Here is a 20358-nt window from a genome sequence, read left to right as displayed (position 1 = left end):
TCTCAACTCAGGCTGCCGGCATGGTCCTGCCAGATGCTGTTCTCGAGCTGCAGCGTGGCGCTCGCGGGATAGGCGCCGAGCCAGTAGTCGGCACAGGCCTGGCTGGTGGGATTCCAGATGTCGCCGGCGCTGCGCATGTGGCGCAGAAACTGTTCCAGCGCATGCAGGCGATGAAGCCAGCCCGAGCTCTTCGGATGAAGGGTCATCTCGAAGAAGCGGCCGCGCTCGTGCTGCGCGGCGAATTCGTGGCGCCGGTTGCGGTCCAGGAAATCCGGGTTCTCCAGGCCCGAGCCCTGGCTCGGATACAGCATGAAGAACTGGTCGTCGAAATGGTAGTAGTAGGGCAGCGCCAGGATGCTCTTGCGACGCGTGAAATCCACCACCCAGTGATGCGGAATGTCGTCCGCCAGGCTGTTGCCCATGTACGAATAGCCTTCGTCGATCAGCAGGTCCATGGTGGACTCGCTGATGGTGCCGACGGCGAACGCATCGCCCGGCCTCGGCAGCGCGAACCATCCTGCCGGACGCTGGCCCGTCACCTCGGCCAGCAGTGCGGTGGTGCGGCGCAGCCGCTCGTGCTCGTCGGCGCGGTCGAGGCCGCTCACGTCCTCGTGCGCGAGCCCTTGAGCGGCGATCTCGTGGCCGGCGGCGAGGATCTCGCGGATCCGCGCCGGCCAGGCGTGCGCGACCCGCGCGGGAACGGCGAAGGTTGCCTTGAAGTCGTGGCGCGCGAGGCAGCCGAGCAGCGCATCGAGGCCCTCGCCCATCGTGAAGTACGCGTCGTCGGTGCCGAAGTCCGCGGGACGCACGCCGGCCGGGCCTTTCGCGAGGCTGAGGTTGACCACGATCTTCACGCAGCATCGCGCGCCGCCCGGCCAGCGGATCGACGCATCGGCCAGCGTTCGCTCGTCGCTGATGGTGTAGCCCTCTTTCCACGGCATGGTGTCGGCGTCCTTCGCTTCAGAATTTCAGGGACTTGGGCGGGAACTCGGCGAGCACGTAGCGCGCCAGTTGCGCGCAGGTCGGGAACCAGACGCCCGGCTTTTCCTTCATGCGCTCGATCAGCTGCCCCAAGAGGCGCGTGCGCAGCGCGCGGCCCGAGACGAAGGGATGCAGGCAGATGTTCAGGTAGCCGTTGCCCAGCGCGTACTGCTGCTCGAAGGCGCTCCACCACATGTCCATGATGCGCTCGGGATCCGTCAGGCGCTGCGCCTGCGGCTCGCTCTTGAGCCAGCCGAAGTTGTAGAACTGCGCATCGTCGATCGCGTAGTGGAAGGGCAGGATCAGGAGGCAGTTCTCCCGCTTTTCATCGGCCGCGTAGTAGGGCAGGCGGCTCGACGTGCCTTCGCTGTTGTAGAGATGGCCGGCCTCCTTGAGATGCGCTTGCCGGTAGTAGCTGCGCGTGCCGACCGGCCGCTGGCCGCAGATCCCGGCCAGCGCCGCCGCGGTCCTTTCGATGTGGTCGCGCTGCAGTTCGTCGCTCTCCGGTGTCAGGTGCTCCCACATGTGGTCGGCCAGCTCATGCCCGCTCGCTGCAGCGGCACGCAGCGAGTGCGGGTAGAGCTCGCAGATCCGGCCGGGCGTGAAGAAGGTCGCCTTCACGCCGTGTGCATCGAAGAGTTCGATCAGGCGCCAGATGCCCACACGGCCGCCGAATTCGCCCTTGGCCTTCTGCATCGGCGGCTCGTTCAGTGCGCGGCGAAAGAGCATCGCATCGAAGTCGGCCGTGAAGTTGACGGCGATCCGGATCCCGTCGGGGTAGCGGAAATCGTCGAGGGTCTCGTGGCGCGCCTCGAACGCGCGGGCCGCCGCGGCTGCGGCGCGGCCGTCGTCGTCGGTGTTCGCCGCGCCGGCATCCTGCGGGGGTCTGGCCGTCATGTCGCTGTCACCGGACGGAGGGTCATGCGGGCTTGAAGTAGATCTCGTCGTAGGGCGACAAGGCACCCCAGATCGAGGTCGGCGGATTCACCATGCGGCTGCTGACCACGGTGCGGTAGCCCTGCGTCGTCAGGAAGGCCTGCGGCAGTTCGTCCGTCACGATCTTCTGGAATTCCGCGTACTCGGCCTTGCGCTTGGCCAGGTCGACTTCCTTGCCGGCCTGCTCGAGCAGCTGGTCGACCTTCGGGTTCTTGTACGACTGCGTGTTGGACCAGACGATCGGCTTGATGTTGGTCGAGAGGTAGGTGCGGTGCACGCCGATCACCGGGTCGCCCCAGTTGAAGACGCCGTCGAGCGAGACGTCGAAGTCGTGCTCTGCCATCCGCTTGGCCCAGGTCGGGAAGTCGGGCTCGGGCCGGATCTCGACCGTGATGCCGATCTTCTTGAGCTGGCTGCGCGCGTATTCCGCACCGTTCCTGGACCACTCGTCGGCACCCGGGAAGTAGTCCATCACGATCTTGAAGCGCTCGCCGTCGGCGCCGGGCTTGTAGCCGGCCTGGTCGAGGATCTGCGCGGCCTTCTTGAGGTCGAGCGGATAGTGCACCAGGTCCTTGGTCGCAAACGGACTCGAGGGATGGAACGGGCCTTCGAGCGGTTCGGCATAGCCGCCCTGCAGCGCCTTGGCGATGAAATTGCGGTCGAGGGCATGGGCGATCGCCTTGCGCACCGCGATGTCCGAATAGGGCTTGCGCGTCAGGTTGAACGCGAGCCAGGTGACGCCGCCGAAACCTTCATAGCCCTTGGACAGCACGGCCACCTTCTTGTTGCCGGCGAGGCGATTCAGGTTCGCCGGCTTGGAGGAGAAGGGCATCATCTGCGCATCGTCGCGTTCGACGCCGAGCGTGGCGGTGGTCGCGTCGGCCGATATCGCAAAGACGACCTTGTCCAGGTAGGGCCGGCCCTCGAGAAAGAACTTGTCGAAGCGCTCGAGCACGATGCGCTCGTTCTGCTTCCATTCGACCAGCTTGAAGGGGCCCGAGCCGACCACGTCCTTGCTGTTGCGCGGATGGTTCTTCAGATCCTGGCCGTCGCCGTAGATGTGCTTGGGCAGGATCGGGCAGAGCCCGGGCGACATCGCCAGCAGGATCGCGGGATGGGGCGTCTGCAGCCGGATGATCGCCGTGTGTGCATCCGGCGTGTCCACCTTCTCGACCGGCGCCAGCATGGTGCTGAAGGGATGGTTGGCCTTGATCGCCATGATCGAGAAGGCGACGTCGGCCGAGGTGAGCGGCCGGCCGTCGTGGAAGAACGCGTTCTTGCGCAGGTTCAGGGTCAGCGACAGGCCGTCCGGCGCCAGCGACCACTTCTCGGCCAGGTAGGGCTGCGGCTTCCACTGGTCGTCATAGCGCAGCGGGCTCGCGAACAGCTGCGTGGAGGGCATGCCGGTGGCCCAGCCGGACTGCACGGCGCCGTTGAGATGGCGCGGCGAGTCGGTGGTCGCGACGACCAGGGTGCCGCCCTTCTTGATCTCCTGCGCGCTGGCAGAGAAGACCGTCGCGGGCGAGGCCAGGGCGAGGCCGGACAGGACGAGCGACGCGCGGCGCGTCAGGGGCTGGTTCAGCATGGACATCCTCTTTCTTCAGAACACTTCGATGACTTCGACGATCAGGCAGTTTCGGTGGCGGGCGCCTCGTAGCACAGGGTATGCGCCAGCGCGGCGTCCGCGTCCAGCGGATAGATGGGGCGCCGCAGGTGCCGGAAGGGAAACAGTGCGTAGTCGGAACTGCAGACGCCGGGGCCGGCCACCATCAGGATGTGCTTCGCACCCTGCTCGAAACCCGCGCGGAAATGCTGCCGCGACTTGATCAGCACGTAGCGCGCCTTCGCCGGATCGAGGCCCGCATGTGTGAACACGCCGGCATCGAAGGGCTCCTGCGGCTTCTCGCAGACCATGACCGACACGCCGCGCACGTCGATGACGGCGGTGCGCCCGAGACTCAACTGCACGCCGGTGAACATGGGACCGGTGACGCGGTAGTTGCCGTCCGTGATGCAGCGGACACGGCCGCTGAGCTTCAGCGGCTCGCCCTTCAGGCCCAGCGCCGGCATGTCGGTCTTGCCGCCGACCTCGAGCGTGAGCTCGCTGCCCGTTCCGGCCTCGATGATCCGGGCCACGGCCTGCGGATCCCAGAAGGGCCCGGCGATGACATCGTCCAGCCCCTGGTCGAACACCTCGCGCAGCACGCGCATGTTGTCGGTGGGCCCGCCCGCGCCGCAGTTGTCGCCGTGGTCGACCAGCAGGATCGGCCCGTCCCGCAGCGTCTTGGCGTGGGCGATGGTGCGCTCCAGTGCTTCGCCGGCATAGACGAAGTCCTCGCGCCGCGCCCAGGCCATCTCGGCCAGTTCGTCCAGAAGACGCCGCGCGGCCTCGAGGCGGCCGGCCTCGGCCACGACGACCAGGCCCAGTCCCACGTGCGGGATGTCCGCCAGCGGAAATCCGCCGAAGACCGAGGCGTTCAGCACCTCGCCGTCGGCCTCGGCCCGCATCGCGCGGTCCATGATGTCCTTCATCGGCTGGCGGCTCGGCGTCTGGCACAGCATGTGGGTGAGCATCGGCAAGGTGCGCCACAGGATGCGCGGCTCGGCATTCCCGCGCAGGCTGGCCATCAGGGTGCGGGCCGCGCGCACGCCGGTCTCGTACATGTCCGTGTGGGGGTAGGTGCAGTAGCCGGTGATCACCGTGGCGTGGGCCATCAGCACCGCGCTGAGGTTGGCGTGGAAGTCCAGCGCGACCGCGATCGGCATCGTCGGCGCGATGGCGCGGATGCGCCGCAGCAACTCGCCCTCCGCGTCGGGAAAGCCTTCGGCCACCATGGCGCCGTGCAGGTCCAGCATCACCGCGTCGCAGCCTTCCCCGATCGCCTCGAGGACGGTGGCGGCCATCGATTCGAAGGCTTGTGCCGTCACCGTGCCGCTCGGGACCGCGCTCGCCAGCAGCGGCATCACGAACTCGTCGCCCTGCGCGCGCGCGATGTCCATGAACGCGGCCGCCGCACAGGCCGTCCCGCGGCAGGCCGCGACCGCCGCTTCGCCATAGGCCGGGCCGACGACGCCGGTGCCGCGCGAGAACGCGCCGAGGGGCGTAGGGATCGGCGAGAAGGTATTGGTTTCGTGCCGTATCACGGCAATCACAAAGCGCATGGCAACTGACTTCGGCGTGAAAAGAAGTCCAGTCTAGAACCAGCAGGAAACAACCAGAAGTGAGATTTTCTGCAGGAGAGTTGAGCATCTGGTTAACATCCAAAGGCTCCCACCCTGCTCCGCTGCGCGCCATGTCCCTCCGTCCTTCGGTCGACACTCTCGTCTCCCGGCTCAAGCTGCGCCACCTGCGGATCGTCGTCGCGCTGAGCGAGCTCGGCAGTCTGGCGCGAGTGGCGGAACGCTTCCACGTGAGCCCGGCGGCCATCTCGAAGACCCTGGCCGAGATCGAAGAGATCGCGGGCGCCGAGCTGTTCGAACGCGGCCGCCGCGGCATGCACCCGACCGAGTTGGGCGAGGAGGTCATTCGCTGCGCCACCTTCGTCGGCGCCCAGCTGACGCAGATGGCGGAGTTCGTGCAATCGACGCGCGAAGGAACCCGGGGCCGGCTGACCATCGCCTACCGGACGCTGTCGGTGCAGCCGCTGCTTGCGCAGGCCGTGTGCGAATTCCACGAGGCCAATCCGCTCGTCAGCGTCAACGTGGCCGAAGGCGCCGTGGACGACCTGATCGACCAGATCACGGAGGGCGAACTCGACCTGCTGTTCGCCTACAAGGATCCGCGCTTCGAACGCAGCGAGCTGCTGAGCACGCCGGTGGTCAACGGGCAGCGGCTGGTCGTCGTCGCGAGCCCCGGCCATCCTCTGCTGCGCAGCCCGAAGATCAGCGCCGAGGCGCTGACGCAGCAGCAATGGGTGCTGCCCGCATGGGGCTCGCGGCTGCAGTATCACCTGGAGGCCGCCTTCCAGGCGCACGACCTGCAGGCGCCGACACGCGGCATCCGGACCAGCGATGTTCCGATGACGCTCTATGTGCTGCGCAACGCGAACTTCCTGGCCGTGCTGCCGGCGCGGATCGCGGCGCAGCTGGTGTCGGTGGGCATGGCGAAGACACTGCGCTTCAATCTCGCCAGCCGCGTCGAGCCCGTGATGGTGGTCCGCAACGCGGTGCTGAGGCCGCGCAGGTCCGCTGCGGCATTCATCGACTTCATCATGCGGCGGGCGAAGCACGCGGGGCTTCTCACGACCGATGTGCGGCACGAGCCGGCGGAGATCGGAAGCCACCACGGTTGAGTGGGCGGGCGGTACGCGCGTCCGCGAGGGCCGGTCTCACGCGCGAACATAGATCCAACCCTCCCGCTGCAGCAGGGCGAGCGCCAGAGCGGCCGCGTGCGGCAACACGGTCATCGAGGCTGCCGGCTCGCGGGACAGGCGACGCAATGTGTTCGGACACACCCACGTCCGCGCATCGGCCGCCGGATCCGGCTGGTCCAGCGCGGCCGCCACGGCCTCGGCATTGACCACGATGCGCACGTCCGCCGCAGGATCATCCTTGAGAATGTTCGCCGCGTTGTTGCGAGCTCGCTGCAGGGCGCTGCCCGTCGGTGCGTGCAGCAATATCCGTATCGTGGGCTTTTCGTCGGTTGTCATATCGCATGCATGGACCGACCCATTTCGGGTCTGTCACGGCGGAATCGTTGGCCACGTCGACCCACATGTCCTGGCTCTCACCGACGCGGACGTTCTCGCGCCGGTCCGGCGCCCGATCAAGAGCGCCGCGGAGCATGCGCGATCAGTTCAGGTGGAAGGGGGCTGCTGATCCGTGGCACTCGCCTCGTCCTGGTTCTCCAGCTTGTCCTTCAGCAGCTCTGCACCTTTGTATCCGGCCACGGCCGCAGCAGCTTCGGTCAGGATGGACGCATTCGGATCCAACTTCTTCAGACCCTCGACGGCCACGACGGCGCCAGCGACTTCTTCCAACTTGTCCAGGATGCCCATGATGTTCTCCAGAAGAGAGAGAGAAGTAAAACGAGACCTTCATCGCGTGTTCGATGAACACGACCCCATCATACGGCGCTATGCCCTGCGGCCGCGATCACTTGGCGATCACGCAGTGACGACCTCGCCTCCCTCCGAATGATCCGCGACGCGGCGTACCGCCGGCCAAGCATCGCCCTCGCAAAACATGTCGTTGGAAAAGCGATTGAGTCATCAGGATTTCTCGGAACGCACTTCGACAGCGCGCCATAGACTGCGCCGCAGGGAGACATCGACAGACGCCGCCTCGCACCATCGGTACCTGTGCGCCATCTGGAACCAACGACGATGCGAGACGACGGATCACAACGGGTCTCTGTGATCTGCAGATACCCAGAACGGATGTTCGCATTTCTTGACCATGACACAAGAATCGAAATTGCCTCTCTCCGACTACACCGTGCTGGACCTCACCATCGCCCGCGCCGGCCCGGTCGCGGTGCGTCTCTTGGCCGACTGGGGCGCACGAGTGATCCGGATCGAGGCGCCGCCCCAGCAGAACCGAGGCTCGGTCACGGGAAAGCGACGGGCACCCGACGAACAGAACATGCACCGCAACAAGCGCAGCCTTTGCGTGGACCTGAAGTCGCCCGAGGGCGCGAAGGTGCTGCGCCGGCTGGTGATGCAGTCCGACGTGGTCGTGGAGAACTTCCGCGCCGAGGTGAAGACGCGCCTCGGACTGGACTACGAGCAGCTGCGCAAGGTCAAGCGGGACATCATCCTGGCCAGCATTTCGGGCTTCGGCCAGACCGGCCCCTACGCCGAGCGACCCGGCGTCGATCAGATCATGCAGGGCATGAGCGGGCTGATGTCCGTCACGGGCGAGCCAGGCACCCGACCCACGCGCGTCGGCATCGCCATCTCGGACACCACTGCGGGCATGTTCCTGGGCCAGGGCATCCTGATGGCCTTGCTGCACCGGGCCCATACGGGAGAAGGGCAATGGGTGCACACCTCGCTGTTGGAAGGCATGCTCAGCAAACTGGACTTCCAGGGAGCCCGCTATACCGTCGCGGGCGAGGTGCCGGTACAGGAGGGCAATTTCCATCCCACCCTGGCGCCCATGGGCACCTTCGACGCCAAAGATGGTCTGGTGAATCTCGCCGCCATGACCGAACGCATGTGGCAGAACCTGTGCCAAGCGCTCGACGCGCCTGAATTGGCCACTCGGCCTGCCTATGCGAGTCGTGCGAACCGCTTCACCCACCGGCACGAACTCAACGCCGACCTCAACCGCGTGACCTCTGCATTCACCGTGTCCGAACTGGTGGCACGGCTCAATCCTTTGGGCGTGCCCTGTGGGCCCGTCTACACGATCGGCCAGGCTTTCGAGGACCCCCAGACCCGCCACCTGCGCATGACCCGCCCAGCGACCCATCCGGTACTCGGCGAGATGCAGTTGGTGCGCTCGCCCATCAACCTGTCAGCCTTTCCATTTCCCGAAGCCTTCCACCATGCCGGTCCGGACCCGGGCGAACACAGCACTGAATTGCTGACCGAACTGGGTTATGGGGACGACGAGATCGCCGCGATGCGCGCCGCCGAGGTCGTGACATGAACGGGTCGCCGCTGCTCACCATGGACGGCGCCGTCGCGACCATCACCCTGCAGCGTCCCGACAAGGCCAATCGATTGACGCCGGACGATCTTGCGACTCTTTACGCGCACATAGCGACCGTCAACGCCCTGGCCGAAGTGCTGGTATTGCGCTTGCAGTCCGGTGGCAAATACTTCTGCAGCGGCTTCGACATCGGCAAGATCGGCGACAGGCTTGCGATAGGCTTCGGCACCCTGGTCGATGCACTGGAACTGGCGCGGCCGGTCACCATCGCGGTGATCCACGGCGGGCTGTATGGCGGCGCCGTGGACCTGGCCCTGGCTTGCGACTTCCGCATCGGCGTCACCGGCGGCGACATGTTCAATCCTGCCGCGCGGCTCGGCCTGCACTACTACGCGACCGGCTTGCAACGTTATGTGGAGCGCATCGGCCTGGATGCTGCCAAGCGCCTGTACCTCACCGCCGAGCGCATCGATGCGACCGAGATGCACCGAATCGGATACCTCACCCAGCTCGTGGAGCCCGGCGACCTCGCCATGGCCGCCGCCAAACTCACGACCACGCTGGCCGGCATGGCGCCCATTGCGCTGTTGGGCATGAAGAAGAACCTGAACCGTATTGCGCGCGGCACGGCGGATGCGACCGAGATCGCTCGCGACTGCAACGCCGCTCGCGAATCTGCCGACCTGCAGGAAGGCCGCGCCGCCTGGGCCGAAAAGCGCGCGCCGAAGTTCAGCGGCCGCTGATGCGGCGCCGCTCCGCGGCATCGAAGATTCCGATAGCGCCATCCATAACTATTGCTTTTCGGCCGATCCAACGCTTCCTAGACTGCCGCATGGCGGTTCCTCCCATTGCTTTCTCCGTGCGCATCCCGCGAGTGCCATGGAGCCGTCATCGGTCCGTCCCAAACAAATACTGAGAGAGACAAGCGATGAATCACCAAGGCGAAAAGCACACGATCACCCGGCGCAGCTTCGGCCAACTGGCCGCCACACTTCTGGCAACAGGCGCAACAGGCAGCTTTGCGCAAGAGAGCGCCTATCCCACGAAGCCGATCAAGCTGTATGTTCCCAGCCCCCCGGGCAGCATGTACGACGCAGTCGGGCGCGCAGCTGCGCGCGAAGCAGAGAAGAAGCTCGGCCAGCCGATCATTCTCGAATACAAATCCGGGGCCGGAGGCACACCGGCTTTCGTTCAGACGAAACTTGCACCGCCTGACGGATACACGCTGGTTATTTCGGGCCTCAGTACGATTCGCCAGCCCATCCTGGAGAACGTAGGCTACGAAGACGTCAAGGACTTCACGTGGATTGCCGGAATAGGAGGTATCAATTTTGCCGTCATGGTTGCGGCCGAGTCGCCGTTCAACACATGGGCTGAGCTCCTGGCCTGGGCCAAGGCGAATCCCAAGAAAGTGTTCTACGGTGCGCCGTCGGGCCTTGGCAACAGTGCCCACATGTTCACCGCCGAACTCGCGTCTCGCGAGAAGGTCGAATGGACTCCGGTGCCGTTCAGAGCCAGCAATGACTGCGTGACCGCGCTGCTGTCCGGTCAGCTCACATTTTCTACCGACACTCTGATCGGTGCGCTGGGCCAGATACAGGCAGGAAAGATCAGACTGCTCGCCATGGCGACGGACGCCCGGGTCGCGAACTGGCCGAGCGTTCCAACGATGCGCGACCTCGGCTACCCTATTTCCATCAACAGTCAATTCGGAATCAGCGGCCCCGCCCACATGCAGCCGGACGTGGTGCGGAAGATTCAGGATGCCTTCCTCTTTGCCACGGAACAGTCGGCCTTCATCTCGCTCATGGAGAAGGCCGGCCAGAAGCCTCAATATCTAAATACCTCGGACTACACCCAGTTTGCCGTCAAGGCGCAAGTCGAGCAACGCATTCTGCTGACCAAATACGGCTTCGCAAAAAAGACCTGAGCCGATGCCCTTGGAAGACATTCGCCGAGAGAACACAGTCCACAAAGGCGAAGGCCGGCCAGTGGATTCGCCGATGGCTCTCACGGAAAAAGTCACACCATGCGTCGGTTCGCAAAACCAAAATCGCCCTTTTACACAGTTGGCGGCCGCTCTCACGCAACGGAGGACGCCAATTCTCAACGGAGAAAAGCATGCTTTCCAAGGAAGACAACGAGCGGATGTGCCGGGTCGGCCCCGGCACACCCATGGGCAAGGCGTTGCGGTACCACTGGCTGCCCGCACTTTCGAGTTCGGATCTGCCCGGGCCAGACGGCGACCCCGTCCAGGTGGAACTGGTCGGCCAGAGTTTCGTGGCGTTTCGAGACAGCGCCGGAAAAGTGGGATTGCTTGACGAGTTGTGCCTGCACCGTGCGACATCGCTCACTGTCGGCCGCGTCGAATCCGGCGGCATTCGTTGCATTTACCATGGCTGGGTGTTCTCGACCGAGGGAAAGGTGCTCGAGACGCCGAACGTCATCGATCCGGCATTCAAGTCTCGCCTCAAGGCACACGCTTATCCGGTGCGTGAAGCTGGAGGACTGATCTGGGCCTACTTGGGCGACGGCGATCCGCCGCCGCTGCCGGACTTTCCATGGATGAACGCGGATGCGTCAATGCGTTTGCATACGCGATCGGTCATCGGCTGCAATTTCGTTCAACTCATCGAGGGATTGATCGACAGCGCGCATCTCTCGGTATTGCACAAGAGCTTTCTTGAGCGCGCGGCAAGCAGCGACCTGAACTTCGCGACGAAGACCAGTCATATGGCGTTCGACGCCGCGCCTGTGATTGGCGCCGAAGCCACCGACTTCGGCATGTACTACGCGGCTGTTCGCGAAGTCAATGGCGAGGCGCAAATCCGGATCGCCCCTTTCATGCTGCCCTTTTGGGTCCTGAATCCGAATGGCGATCAAGCAACCGGGGTTGTTCCGCTCACGGATGAAAAGTCCGCGTTCTACACGCTCTGGTGGGATGGGGAGCGGAAGTTTGGCGAGGAGCCGTTGCGCACCAAGCAATTGGAGCTCGTGGGCAGAACGCCAGCGCTGCTGGACGCGCACGGCTTCTCCAGAACGGCATACGAAACGCCCCGCAGAATGAGCAAAGAGAACGGATGGCACCAAGACCGCGTCGCCATGAAAAACGGCAGCTTCTCGGGCCTGTCCACGCTGACGCTCGAGGATGCTGTCGTAGGCGTGACCGCGGGCACCATCCGGCCGCGGGACAAGGAAACCCTGTGTGCGCCGGATGTGGGCGTGGCGCTGCTCTATCGGTCGCTCCTGAAGATGTGCCAGCAGGCGGAACGCGGTGAACGGCCGAGCAGCGCAACCCAATCCATTGCGCACCTGCACGGCATCCATGAAACCGCGCCGGCGGGAATCGGTTGGAAGGAATTCATACCGAAGGCCATCTCGTAGGGCTCCTTCGCGGTGATCGAAGAAGGCCGACACCAACGATCCAGCAGAGTGCCAAAAGGAGACGACGCGCCATGACCGAATTGCCCCACTCTGTCGCGCGGGAACTGATTCACACCCGGCAGGTGACCACATGCGGCTATCTGCGCGCTGACGACCTGTGGGACATCGAGGGGGAACTGGTCGATACCAAGACCTATCCCTTCACCAACCCCGACGGCCGGCACCGGGAGCCGGGCCAGTCCGTGCACCATATGCGCGTGCGGCTGACGCTGGACGACCGCATGACGGTCCGCGAAGCCGTAGCCGCAATGACCGAGACGCCTTTTCCCGAATGCCCCGCTGCCGAACCGCCGCTGGCCGCGTTGGTCGGCGCGTCGTGCAGTGCCGGTTGGCGCAAGGCGGTGGAAGAGGCCATGGGCGACGTCCGCGGCTGTACCCATGTGCGCGAGTTGCTCTATGCGATCGCGACCGTGGCTTTTCAGACCATCATGCCCTACCGCAACATGCAGAAGCGCCGCGAGGGCGTGCCCGTCTACGCTCAAGACAAGCCCGGCCCTCACATGGGCCAGTGCCTTGCCTGGGACTTCGACGGTTCGCTGATCGCTCGCAGATTTCCGCAGTTCGTCGGCTGGCGCAAATAGCAGCCGGAGGCATCACAGCCTGGTCGCGGCGACCTTCGAGAGGTGCTCGGAAAAGAAGCCGGTCAGCAGATTTCCCACTTCTCGATCCACTGTCCCAAGGCTAAGGGCGCTGGAAACGTGATTGTGCCCGGCGAGCCAATGCATCGCAGGACAGGCGCCTCGCGACGCCGTCAGTGCGGCGGCAAACTCCAGCGTTTGCTGCGCAATCTGGGGCGGATCGAACTCCGCGAGAGACAGAAGTACTGGCACCGCGTTGCTGGCGACATGGGTCGCCGGCGAGCGCTCCACGAATCGACTGGCATCGGTTCCGAAATAGGCCTGCTGCCCAGGCGACAAAGGCGGCTTGACGACGTAGTAGCCGCTCAGCAGCGCGCTTGCGCTTACGTGCGTCGACGCGATCGAGGACGACTGCGGATCGAAAAGATAGCCCGCCACGTGACAGCAGCCCGCAGACTGCCCCAACAAACCTATTCGCGACGAATCACCGCCGTGGGAACCCGCATTCCCGGAAAGCCATTTCACCGCGGCTGCAACATCCTCCGAGCCTGCTGGCCAGCCATCCGTGGAGGCCAGCCGATAGTTCATCGTCGCGCACAGGAACCCCTTCGCCGCCAAGTATCTTCCGACGTTCGCGTAGAAGTGATCGGTCGACCGCTTGTCGCCGGCGATGAATCCACCACCATGCACGAAAAGCACGATCGGCAGGTCGACGCCGCCATCGCTGAACAGATCCAGGCGATTCCTCTCGTGCGGGCCATAGGCAAGGTCGAGCGTCTCCGTCCTGGCGTTCGCACGATCCAGATGCGGCTCGTACAAGCTTCTCGTCGCCTTGTTGAGCGACTCGTCAAAACGTGCGCCGAACTTGGCGATCTCGCGTCGTATCGCCTGGACCGACTCATTTGTCATGGGTGAAGCTCCTTGGGTTAGTGCGTTCGATCAACTGCGAATCGCGTCGTCATGCCGAGTGGTTTGAACTCGACGAGGGATAGATCCGTGCATACAGCCGATGGAGGACTTCACCCGCCGTCGACTCATCATCCAAAGGCACGGTCGAATGAAAGACGGGTTCCACGCCTCCCGAGCGGGCCTCCTGAAGCATCGGCGTGATGCGGGCGTTGTCGTCCGCATTCATGAAGAACGCGATGGAGTAACGCTGCCTGCCCGAGCGATTGATGACACGGTGCGGCGTTGCCTTGAACAACCCGTTGGTCCATAGCTTCATCGTTTCGCCAAGGTTGATGACGTAGCTTCCGGGTATCGGCGTGACGTCGATCCACTCCCTGTCTTTGCCGAGAATCTGCAATCCACCGACATCATCTTGGAGCAGGAGCGTCAATGCACAGTTGTCGGTGTGCGGCCTGATGCCGAAGCGGCCATCGACGAGGTCTGTCGAGTCTTGCGGTGGATAGTGGATGAGCCGCAACAACGAGAGCGGTGATTGAAAGAAGCAAAGAAAGGTCTCCTCTGGCAGATCGATTCCGAGTGCTGCGACCTTGAGCAGGTCACGCGTCAACCGGGCCACCGCATCGATATATTGCGTCACCTCTGTCTGCATATCGGGCAGCGGTCGCGGCCAGACATTGGCGTTGCTCATCTCTTTGCCTGCGAAGCTTTGTTTCCGGCCGTCCGCCGGCTCCATCCAGGCATGGAACGCTTCCATCAGCGTTCCTTTCAAGTTCGCATCCCCGGACAGCTTTTGAGGCAGATAGCCACTGAAGTGGTCATTGCGGGCCATGGACACCGCTTGCTTGTCCTCGGAAGGAAGGTCGAAGAAGCGCCGCGTGAGTTCGAACATCCTGTCGATCCGGGTCTGCGGAAGCTGGTGATTGACGATGTAGAAAAAGCCCACCTCCGTGCAGGCGCGAACCAGTTCGCGTCCCAGGCGGCGGCGAACATCGAGATCCGGATGCCTCAGGTCGGCGATATCCAGAATGGCGACCTCGGAGGAATCCTTGGTCATTGTCAGCGACGTTGTCATGTTGACTCTTTCCATACAGAACCGGCGTTCAATTCGCCCGGGGCCTCAGTCCCCGAATCCCATTTCCCGGCGTTCGCAAAAAACGGGATCGTCCAGGCCGCGTCGGCCCGATATCGCGTTCGGGCTGTCTTCAGGCGCGTGCGCCAGTTCCAGGATCTGCTTCCAATCCTGGACGAAGGTTCGGCGCAGGATTTTCCATTCACCCTCGCGGCGCTCCAGCCGGTCGATGTAGCGCGAGCGCGAGATCAGGTCCACGTGACTCTGCCCGAGGAACGGCCTGCTTTTCGGCGCCAGGGCGCCTGCAGCGCCGGGCGCATACCTCTGAACGACCGTGAGATAGGCTTCCACCAGCACGTTGTCATCGTCGACAAACTCGATGAGCATGTTGGCAATCTGGTGCATCGAAAGCACCACGGACTCGTGACGCTTTCTGAGCCACTGGACCAGCCCTGCAATGTCTCCGCGGTACGATCCGTGGTCGTCATAGGCATCGGCGTGGAACAGACCGGGTATCGCCGCGTAGTCGCGGCGATCGACCGCACGGCACCAGCGATATTCGATGTCCTGAATTGCCGATCGGGCGGCGAGCCTCGACGGCGAGTAGTCGTTCGTCTTTTCCATTGGCAGGAACCGATTCAGGTGGCGATCACTTCTTCTTGGCCATGCCGTAGCTCACCAGGAGATCACGCTGCTCCTTCGCGGCTCGAACAACGTACTTCGTGTACTCCTCAGATCCCATGTAGCGCGGACTTTGATCCGATTGGCTGAGCACGGAAATCAAGGACGGTTGTTCCATCGCATACTTGAATGCGTCGTGAAGCGTCTTCACGATGTCGGGTGGCATGTTTGCCGGACCTGCCAGTCCCGTAGGGCTGTCGATGATGCTCGGATACCCGAGTTCCTTCAATGTCGGCACCTCGGGCCAGCTTTTCAGCCGGGTCGGCGTGGCAACCGCAAGAAGGCGCGCCTTGCCTGAACGGACCAGCGAGCTGATGCTGACCATGGGCTCCATCGAAAAGGCGACGTAGCCGCCCATCATTGCCGGAATGCTTTCGGCGCTTCCCTTGTAGCCGATGGGTACCCATTGCATCTTCTCCTTTCGAGCCATCCCCTCCACCATGATGTGGGAAGTCTGGTTCTGCCCGGGAGGGGCGCCATAAGAGAGCTTGCCCGGATTGGCCTTGCTGTAAGCCAGAACGTCGGCCCAGGTCTTGAACGGCGAATCCTGTGGTACGACAATCCCGAAGACAGTCTCGGCAATATTGATGATGTAGGTGAAGTCCTTGATCGGGTCGTAGTCGACATCCTCAATGACGGGCTGCCGCCACAGCGGAGGCGTCGTCACACCGATCGTGTACCCGTCCGGCGGCGAGCCTTTGAGCGACAAGAACGAGATCACGCCGCCGGCCCCTGGCTTGTTGACGATGATCAGCGATTCACCGAGCTTCTTGCCGGCGTCGACCGCAGCCGCGCGCATGATCTGGTCGTTGATGCCGCCTGGAGGATTGCCGACGATGAGCCGTATGGGTCGATCGGGAAATGCGCGCGCGCGCGCCGGCGCGGCGAGATTCGCGGCAATCAATCCGGTTGCGACGGACAGTACGCGCCGGCGCGACCACACGATGCTGGATGGAGGTTGTCTCATGTCTGTGTCCTTGTGGCGAGAATGCGCAGAGTCTTTCTCCGGCGCGGCGGAGTCTAGTCAGGCTGCGCGCCGCTGAACACGTGTATGTTTTTATGCCGCAATCGGATTTGGCGATTGCACATCGAAAGCGGCAAATCAGATGGCGGCATAGAAAAAAGTTGCTGGCAGGGGCGACGCGCTCACTCGCACAATCGTCGAACACCCTGAGGATTGCGACCCTGTGACCAGACAAGATATTCCCGAATTCGCCCCGATGTTGCGCCTGGATGGCAAGGCTTTTGTCGTTCTCGGCGCGGGGCAAGGCATTGGCGAGCAGTCCGCGCATGCACTCGCGCAATGCGGCGCCCGAGTCCTGTGTGTGGATTCGAACGAAGCGCGTGCACGCGCGATTGCCGAGGCGACGCGTGGCGTTCCTTGCGTCGCGGACGTCACCTCGCGTGCCGACATCCAGAAGGTATTCGCCATGGCAGCCAGTGAATTCGGCAACCGTCTCGACGGCATCGTCGATGTCGTCGGCATCGGCGTCGGCAAGACCCTGGAGACCCTCGACGACAGCAGTTGGCAGCGCCAGTTCGACCTGGTGGTGGGCCATGCCTTCCTGGCCATCCAGATGGGTGCCCCGCTTCTCGTCCCGGGCGCAAGCATTGTTCTGGTGGGCTCGATGGCGGGCTCATGGGTCCGCGGCGGCGAATTGCTGGCCTACGCGTCGGCGAAGGCGGCGCTGCACCACCTTGCGCGGGGCGCCGCCCAGGATCTGGCGCCCAGACGCATTCGCGTGAACGTCGTGGCGCCGGGTCTGACGCGCACGCCGCGTCTTCTGGATGCCAACGACGAGGAGTTCTGGCAATCACAGGCTGCGGAGATTCCTCTGGGCCGGGCAGGATCGCCGTCCGACATCGCAAGCGCCATCCTGTTTCTCGCCTCGCCGATGGCAACGCATATCACCGGCGTGGTCCTTCCTGTCGACGGCGGAGCCGGCATCGGGATGTTGCGGCCGATGGCCAAGTCGGCATCGCGCCCTGCAACCGCCCCCGGGCGGTCCTGAAGCAATCGAATCACTGCGGTTTTTGAATCTTGTTGAACGAGGAAAAGAGAATGTTGAAGAGAGCACTGGGCAAGAGCGGGTTGGAAGTCACGACCATCGGACTCGGCTGTATGGGGATGAGCCGAAGCTATGGGTCGACGGATCGCGAGGCATGCCTGAGCCTGCTTCGCGAGGCTGCGGATGCCGGCATCAATTTCTTCGACACCGCGGAGGTCTACGGCCCGTTCGACAATGAAGAGTTGCTCGGAGAAGCATTGGCCGAAGTCCGAGCAAAGGTGCTCATCGCAACGAAGTTCGGCTTTCAGATCGACCCGACCCGCAAGCCCTCTGTCACGGGACTGAACAGCCGTCCGGAGCACATCCGCAAGACCTGCGAGGCCTCGCTCAAGCGCCTGCGCACCGATGTCATCGACCTGTTCTATCAACACCGGGTCGATCCCGCGGTTCCCATCGAGGATGTGGCCGGCGCCGTCGCCGATCTGATCAAGGAAGGCAAGGTGCGGCACTTCGGGCTTTCGGAAGCGGGTGCATCGACCATTCGCCGCGCCCATGCCGTTCAGCCGGTGACCGCCGTGCAGAGCGAATATTCGCTGTGGGAGCGCGAGCCCGAGGCTGCGATCTTTTCGACGCTGGAAGAGCTGGGAATTGGTTTCGTCGCCTACAGCCCGCTGGGCCGAGGCTTCCTGACCGGGGCGGTCAATCTCGAAACCACCTTCGAAGCCGGCGATGCCCGCAACGCGAACCCGAGGTTCGCGGCCGAGAATCGAAAGCAGAACATTGCGCTGGTCGAAGCGGTTTCCGCGATCGCCACGGAACGCGGCGTGACGTCCTCGCAACTGGCGATCGCCTGGGTGCTTGCGCAGAAGCCCTGGATCGTGCCGATCCCGGGTACCAAGCGCTCCGAGCGCCTCCGTGAGAACATGGCGGCCGCGCAGATCCAGCTCACGGCAGACGAACTCGGGCGAATCGCCGAGCTCATCCAGTCCTTCGTGATCGTCGGGAATCGCTACGCGCCCTCCGCGATGGCCATGCTGGACAAATAGGTCCGACCGGCCTCGGCGCTTTCGTTCTTTGTCCGGGCGCTTCGACAGCGCCCGCGCCACGAAAGACGCAGCGCGGCGGAAGGCCCGCAAAGCGCGCTAGTCGAGCTTGACGTCCTTGCCGAGGATGGCCCAGCGCGACATCTCCGAATCGATCTGGCGCTTGAAGTCGTCTGTGCCCGTGAAGTCGACGTTGAAGCCGATGAAGGCAATGCGTTCCTTCACGCGCGGATTGAGCAATGCGCGTTGCAATGCCGTGCTCAATCGCGCGACCTCAGCATCCGGTGTCGCCTTGCTGACGAAGGCGCCGATCCAGCCCACGATATCGAGGTTGGCATACCCCGACTCTGCAAATGTCGGCACATGGGGCAATGCCGGACTGCGCTTCGCGCCGGTGACGGCAAGGATCTTGACCTTGCCTGTGTCCTGGTAAGTCTTGAAAACGCCGGGAGAACCGAAGGCCGCCTGTATCGTTCCACTCATGACGGCGGAGAGCGACTCGACTTCGCCGCCCTTGAAAGGCACATGCTCCATTCGAATCCCGGCTTGCTTGCCGAAGAGCTGGCCATCGATGTGCTGCGTAGACCCCACGCCATTGGTGCCGTAGTCGATGATCGCATTGCTGGCTTTGACGCTCTTGATCAGATCCTGCAAGTTCGCGACGTTCAAGGACGGGCTCACCGCGAAGGAGAACCCGCTCGAAACCATCTGACCCACAGGCTGCAGCAAAGGAAGGACGTTCGGGATGTCCTTGCGCAGAGCCGCGTTCTGCACCACGCCGCTGAATCCCAAAAGAACCGTGTGGGCGTCAGGGGGAGACTTCGCAACGATGTTGGCGGCCAACACGCCATTTCCGCCTGGCTTGTTTTCCACGATGACGGGAAAGCCTATTTCCTTCGAAAGCCCTTCGGCAATTGCGCGCGCGACCCCGTCGCCACCGCCGCCGGCGGCAATGGGTACGACGAGCGTCACCTGCCGATTCGGAAAGCCTTTGTCCTGACCGAAAGCCAAAACGGTCGCAGTCGCCAATGCCGTGGTGACCAAGGTACAGGTCAGTAGTCTCGTTTTCATTTTGTATCCTCGTGGTTCCGCGGCGCTCGACCATCCAATGGGTATTGGGGGTCGGTGTACCCATAGGTCGCCGCATAGCCTGCCGGCACGCAACGTTCGACAAACGCTTCGTCACTCGGGGTGAGGCGCACGGACAGGGCCGCGATGTATTCCTTCCATTGCGCGAGGGTGCGCGGGCCACCGATGACACCGTTGACGTGGCGATTGTTGAGCACCCACGCCATCGCAAAGGACACGGGACTCAACCCACGTTGCGAAGCGAATTCCTTGAACTCTTGCGAGAGCGTCAGGGCGCGCGGCTGGAACTCGGTCTGGAGCAATCGCTTGTCACCGCGTCCTGCCCGGCTGGCCGGGTCGGGCGCTTCGTTCGGCCGGTACTTGCCGGACAGCACGCCGCGCGCCAAAGGGCTGTAAGCGATGACGCCCACGCCATAGTGCTGGCATGCCGGAAGCAGTTCGGTTTCGATCTGGCGATTGACGGCGCTGTAAGGAGGTTGGCAGGCGATGGGCTGCGGAACGCCCATCCGGCGTGCTGTCTCGACCAGTTGGGCGACGCGCCACGCGCGGAAGTTCGAGACGCCGTAGTAGCGAATCTTCCCGAGCTCGATAAGGCGGGCCATGGTCCCGACGATTTCCTCCACAGGCGTCACTTCATCGTCACGATGCATGTAGTAGAGATCGATCCACTCCGACCGCAGGCGGCCCAGGCTGTGGTCGACCGCCTGCATGAGCCATCGCCGCGACAGCCCGCGGTCGTTGGGTTCATTGCCGACAGGGTTTGCAACCTTGGTGGCCACCACCCAGCGCGAGCGGTTCGAGGCGATGAGACGGCCGACGGCTCGCTCGGACTCCCCGCCGCAGTAGTTGTCAGCGGTGTCGATGGCGTTCAGCCCGGCATCCTGCGCGGCCGCCACGATCTCCCGGGCCTCGGCTTCGTCTGTCGGGCCGCCGAACATCATGGTGCCGAGCCACAGGGACGGAACGCGCAGGCCGCTTTGTCCGAGGGGCCGATAGATGGCGTCAGAGCTCATTTTTGGATG

At 63.7% G+C, this 20358-nt stretch carries 20 protein-coding genes; 8 read left to right on the top strand and 12 right to left on the bottom strand.

The window, feature by feature from the left end; translation table 11 throughout:
* Positions 1 to 2 precede the first annotated feature (2 nt).
* Genes E5P2_RS02305 through E5P2_RS02290 form a run of 4 tightly spaced genes read right to left on the bottom strand, consistent with a single transcriptional unit; the run spans position 3 to position 5079 of the window.
* Positions 3 to 941 carry a polysaccharide deacetylase family protein gene (locus tag E5P2_RS02305; RefSeq protein ID WP_162565558.1) on the bottom strand — a complete coding sequence of 313 codons (939 nt, stop codon included), beginning with the start codon at positions 939 to 941 and terminating at the stop codon, positions 3 to 5.
* Positions 942 to 960: 19 nt separating this feature from the next.
* Positions 961 to 1878, bottom strand: a complete 918-nt coding sequence (locus tag E5P2_RS02300; protein WP_162565557.1) for a polysaccharide deacetylase family protein — start codon at positions 1876 to 1878, stop codon at positions 961 to 963.
* 22 nt (positions 1879 to 1900) lie between these two features.
* Positions 1901 to 3502: an ABC transporter substrate-binding protein gene (locus tag E5P2_RS02295; protein ID WP_443083498.1), complete on the bottom strand. Its 1602-nt coding sequence runs from the start codon at positions 3500 to 3502 to the stop codon at positions 1901 to 1903.
* Positions 3503 to 3543: 41 nt separating this feature from the next.
* Positions 3544 to 5079 carry a M81 family metallopeptidase gene (locus E5P2_RS02290; RefSeq protein WP_162565555.1) on the bottom strand — a complete coding sequence of 512 codons (1536 nt, stop codon included), beginning with the start codon at positions 5077 to 5079 and terminating at the stop codon, positions 3544 to 3546.
* Positions 5080 to 5210: 131 nt separating this feature from the next.
* On the opposite strand from E5P2_RS02290, the gene E5P2_RS02285 reads away from it, so the two are divergent.
* Positions 5211 to 6209 (top strand): LysR family transcriptional regulator, encoded by a 999-nt coding sequence (locus E5P2_RS02285; RefSeq protein WP_162565554.1) that lies wholly within the window; start codon positions 5211 to 5213, stop codon positions 6207 to 6209.
* Positions 6210 to 6245: 36 nt separating this feature from the next.
* On the opposite strand, the gene E5P2_RS02280 is transcribed toward E5P2_RS02285, so the two are convergent.
* Positions 6246 to 6566 (bottom strand): hypothetical protein, encoded by a 321-nt coding sequence (locus E5P2_RS02280; protein ID WP_162565553.1) that lies wholly within the window; start codon positions 6564 to 6566, stop codon positions 6246 to 6248.
* 147 nt (positions 6567 to 6713) lie between these two features.
* The gene (locus E5P2_RS02275) at positions 6714 to 6914 is read right to left on the bottom strand and encodes a hypothetical protein (RefSeq protein WP_162565552.1); all 201 of its coding nucleotides are present in this window, start codon (positions 6912 to 6914) and stop codon (positions 6714 to 6716) included.
* 400 nt (positions 6915 to 7314) lie between these two features.
* Here E5P2_RS02275 and E5P2_RS02270 point away from each other — a divergent pair, with 400 nt between their 5' ends.
* From E5P2_RS02270 to E5P2_RS02250, 5 genes are all read left to right on the top strand, one after another.
* Positions 7315 to 8511 (top strand): CaiB/BaiF CoA transferase family protein, encoded by a 1197-nt coding sequence (locus tag E5P2_RS02270; RefSeq protein ID WP_174262634.1) that lies wholly within the window; start codon positions 7315 to 7317, stop codon positions 8509 to 8511.
* Positions 8508 to 9257: an enoyl-CoA hydratase/isomerase family protein gene (locus E5P2_RS02265; protein ID WP_162565550.1), complete on the top strand. Its 750-nt coding sequence runs from the start codon at positions 8508 to 8510 to the stop codon at positions 9255 to 9257. The genes E5P2_RS02270 and E5P2_RS02265 overlap by 4 nt, the downstream gene beginning before the upstream one ends.
* Positions 9258 to 9442: 185 nt before the next feature.
* Positions 9443 to 10444, top strand: coding sequence for a Bug family tripartite tricarboxylate transporter substrate binding protein (locus E5P2_RS02260; RefSeq protein WP_162565549.1), 1002 nt, complete (start codon positions 9443 to 9445; stop codon positions 10442 to 10444).
* A gap of 191 nt (positions 10445 to 10635) precedes the next feature.
* A complete protein-coding gene (locus E5P2_RS02255) occupies positions 10636 to 11898 on the top strand; it encodes a Rieske 2Fe-2S domain-containing protein (protein WP_162565548.1) in 1263 nt (420 codons plus the stop codon).
* A 71-nt stretch (positions 11899 to 11969) separates the two neighbouring features.
* The gene (locus E5P2_RS02250; RefSeq protein ID WP_162565547.1) at positions 11970 to 12539 is read left to right on the top strand and encodes a DUF2889 domain-containing protein; all 570 of its coding nucleotides are present in this window, start codon (positions 11970 to 11972) and stop codon (positions 12537 to 12539) included.
* A gap of 12 nt (positions 12540 to 12551) precedes the next feature.
* On the opposite strand, the gene E5P2_RS02245 is transcribed toward E5P2_RS02250, so the two are convergent.
* Genes E5P2_RS02245 through E5P2_RS02230 form a run of 4 tightly spaced genes read right to left on the bottom strand, consistent with a single transcriptional unit; the run spans position 12552 to position 16162 of the window.
* A complete protein-coding gene (locus E5P2_RS02245) occupies positions 12552 to 13445 on the bottom strand; it encodes an alpha/beta hydrolase (RefSeq protein ID WP_162565546.1) in 894 nt (297 codons plus the stop codon).
* A 49-nt stretch (positions 13446 to 13494) separates the two neighbouring features.
* Complete coding sequence (locus E5P2_RS02240; RefSeq protein WP_162565545.1) at positions 13495 to 14517, bottom strand: isopenicillin N synthase family dioxygenase; 1023 nt, start codon at positions 14515 to 14517, stop codon at positions 13495 to 13497.
* Between the two features lie 45 nt (positions 14518 to 14562).
* The gene (locus E5P2_RS02235; RefSeq protein ID WP_162565544.1) at positions 14563 to 15138 is read right to left on the bottom strand and encodes a nuclear transport factor 2 family protein; all 576 of its coding nucleotides are present in this window, start codon (positions 15136 to 15138) and stop codon (positions 14563 to 14565) included.
* Between the two features lie 25 nt (positions 15139 to 15163).
* Positions 15164 to 16162, bottom strand: coding sequence for a tripartite tricarboxylate transporter substrate binding protein (locus E5P2_RS02230; RefSeq protein WP_162565543.1), 999 nt, complete (start codon positions 16160 to 16162; stop codon positions 15164 to 15166).
* A 220-nt stretch (positions 16163 to 16382) separates the two neighbouring features.
* Between E5P2_RS02230 and E5P2_RS02225 the strand changes: the two genes are divergently transcribed.
* Positions 16383 to 17207 (top strand): SDR family NAD(P)-dependent oxidoreductase, encoded by an 825-nt coding sequence (locus E5P2_RS02225; protein WP_162565542.1) that lies wholly within the window; start codon positions 16383 to 16385, stop codon positions 17205 to 17207.
* 50 nt (positions 17208 to 17257) lie between these two features.
* Complete coding sequence (locus E5P2_RS02220; RefSeq protein ID WP_162565541.1) at positions 17258 to 18250, top strand: aldo/keto reductase; 993 nt, start codon at positions 17258 to 17260, stop codon at positions 18248 to 18250.
* 96 nt (positions 18251 to 18346) lie between these two features.
* Here E5P2_RS02220 and E5P2_RS02215 read toward each other — a convergent pair whose 3' ends face one another.
* Both E5P2_RS02215 and E5P2_RS02210 read right to left on the bottom strand, forming a co-directional pair.
* Positions 18347 to 19318 (bottom strand): Bug family tripartite tricarboxylate transporter substrate binding protein, encoded by a 972-nt coding sequence (locus tag E5P2_RS02215; protein WP_162565540.1) that lies wholly within the window; start codon positions 19316 to 19318, stop codon positions 18347 to 18349.
* Positions 19315 to 20349 carry an aldo/keto reductase gene (locus E5P2_RS02210; RefSeq protein WP_162565539.1) on the bottom strand — a complete coding sequence of 345 codons (1035 nt, stop codon included), beginning with the start codon at positions 20347 to 20349 and terminating at the stop codon, positions 19315 to 19317. The genes E5P2_RS02215 and E5P2_RS02210 overlap by 4 nt, the downstream gene beginning before the upstream one ends.
* Positions 20350 to 20358 lie beyond the last annotated feature (9 nt).

The organism is Variovorax sp. SRS16 (assembly GCF_901827165.1).
GTDB lineage: Bacteria > Pseudomonadota > Gammaproteobacteria > Burkholderiales > Burkholderiaceae_C > Variovorax.
Note: the sequence above shows the minus strand (reverse complement) of the source record. Positions and strands in the feature narration are given on the sequence as shown.

Coding starts and splice junctions, on each gene's coding strand:
- E5P2_RS02270 (WP_174262634.1), top strand. CDS start 7,315: ATGACACAAGAATCGAAATTGCCTCTCTCCGACTACACCGTGCTGGAC.
- E5P2_RS02300 (WP_162565557.1), bottom strand. CDS start 1,878: ATGACGGCCAGACCCCCGCAGGATGCCGGCGCGGCGAACACCGACGAC.
- E5P2_RS02250 (WP_162565547.1), top strand. CDS start 11,970: ATGACCGAATTGCCCCACTCTGTCGCGCGGGAACTGATTCACACCCGG.
- E5P2_RS02255 (WP_162565548.1), top strand. CDS start 10,636: ATGCTTTCCAAGGAAGACAACGAGCGGATGTGCCGGGTCGGCCCCGGC.
- E5P2_RS02235 (WP_162565544.1), bottom strand. CDS start 15,138: ATGGAAAAGACGAACGACTACTCGCCGTCGAGGCTCGCCGCCCGATCG.
- E5P2_RS02245 (WP_162565546.1), bottom strand. CDS start 13,445: ATGACAAATGAGTCGGTCCAGGCGATACGACGCGAGATCGCCAAGTTC.
- E5P2_RS02265 (WP_162565550.1), top strand. CDS start 8,508: ATGAACGGGTCGCCGCTGCTCACCATGGACGGCGCCGTCGCGACCATC.
- E5P2_RS02280 (WP_162565553.1), bottom strand. CDS start 6,566: ATGACAACCGACGAAAAGCCCACGATACGGATATTGCTGCACGCACCG.
- E5P2_RS02275 (WP_162565552.1), bottom strand. CDS start 6,914: ATGGGCATCCTGGACAAGTTGGAAGAAGTCGCTGGCGCCGTCGTGGCC.
- E5P2_RS02285 (WP_162565554.1), top strand. CDS start 5,211: ATGTCCCTCCGTCCTTCGGTCGACACTCTCGTCTCCCGGCTCAAGCTG.
- E5P2_RS02220 (WP_162565541.1), top strand. CDS start 17,258: ATGTTGAAGAGAGCACTGGGCAAGAGCGGGTTGGAAGTCACGACCATC.
- E5P2_RS02260 (WP_162565549.1), top strand. CDS start 9,443: ATGAATCACCAAGGCGAAAAGCACACGATCACCCGGCGCAGCTTCGGC.
- E5P2_RS02295 (WP_443083498.1), bottom strand. CDS start 3,502: ATGCTGAACCAGCCCCTGACGCGCCGCGCGTCGCTCGTCCTGTCCGGC.
- E5P2_RS02230 (WP_162565543.1), bottom strand. CDS start 16,162: ATGAGACAACCTCCATCCAGCATCGTGTGGTCGCGCCGGCGCGTACTG.
- E5P2_RS02210 (WP_162565539.1), bottom strand. CDS start 20,349: ATGAGCTCTGACGCCATCTATCGGCCCCTCGGACAAAGCGGCCTGCGC.
- E5P2_RS02305 (WP_162565558.1), bottom strand. CDS start 941: ATGCCGTGGAAAGAGGGCTACACCATCAGCGACGAGCGAACGCTGGCC.
- E5P2_RS02290 (WP_162565555.1), bottom strand. CDS start 5,079: ATGCGCTTTGTGATTGCCGTGATACGGCACGAAACCAATACCTTCTCG.
- E5P2_RS02240 (WP_162565545.1), bottom strand. CDS start 14,517: ATGACAACGTCGCTGACAATGACCAAGGATTCCTCCGAGGTCGCCATT.
- E5P2_RS02215 (WP_162565540.1), bottom strand. CDS start 19,318: ATGAAAACGAGACTACTGACCTGTACCTTGGTCACCACGGCATTGGCG.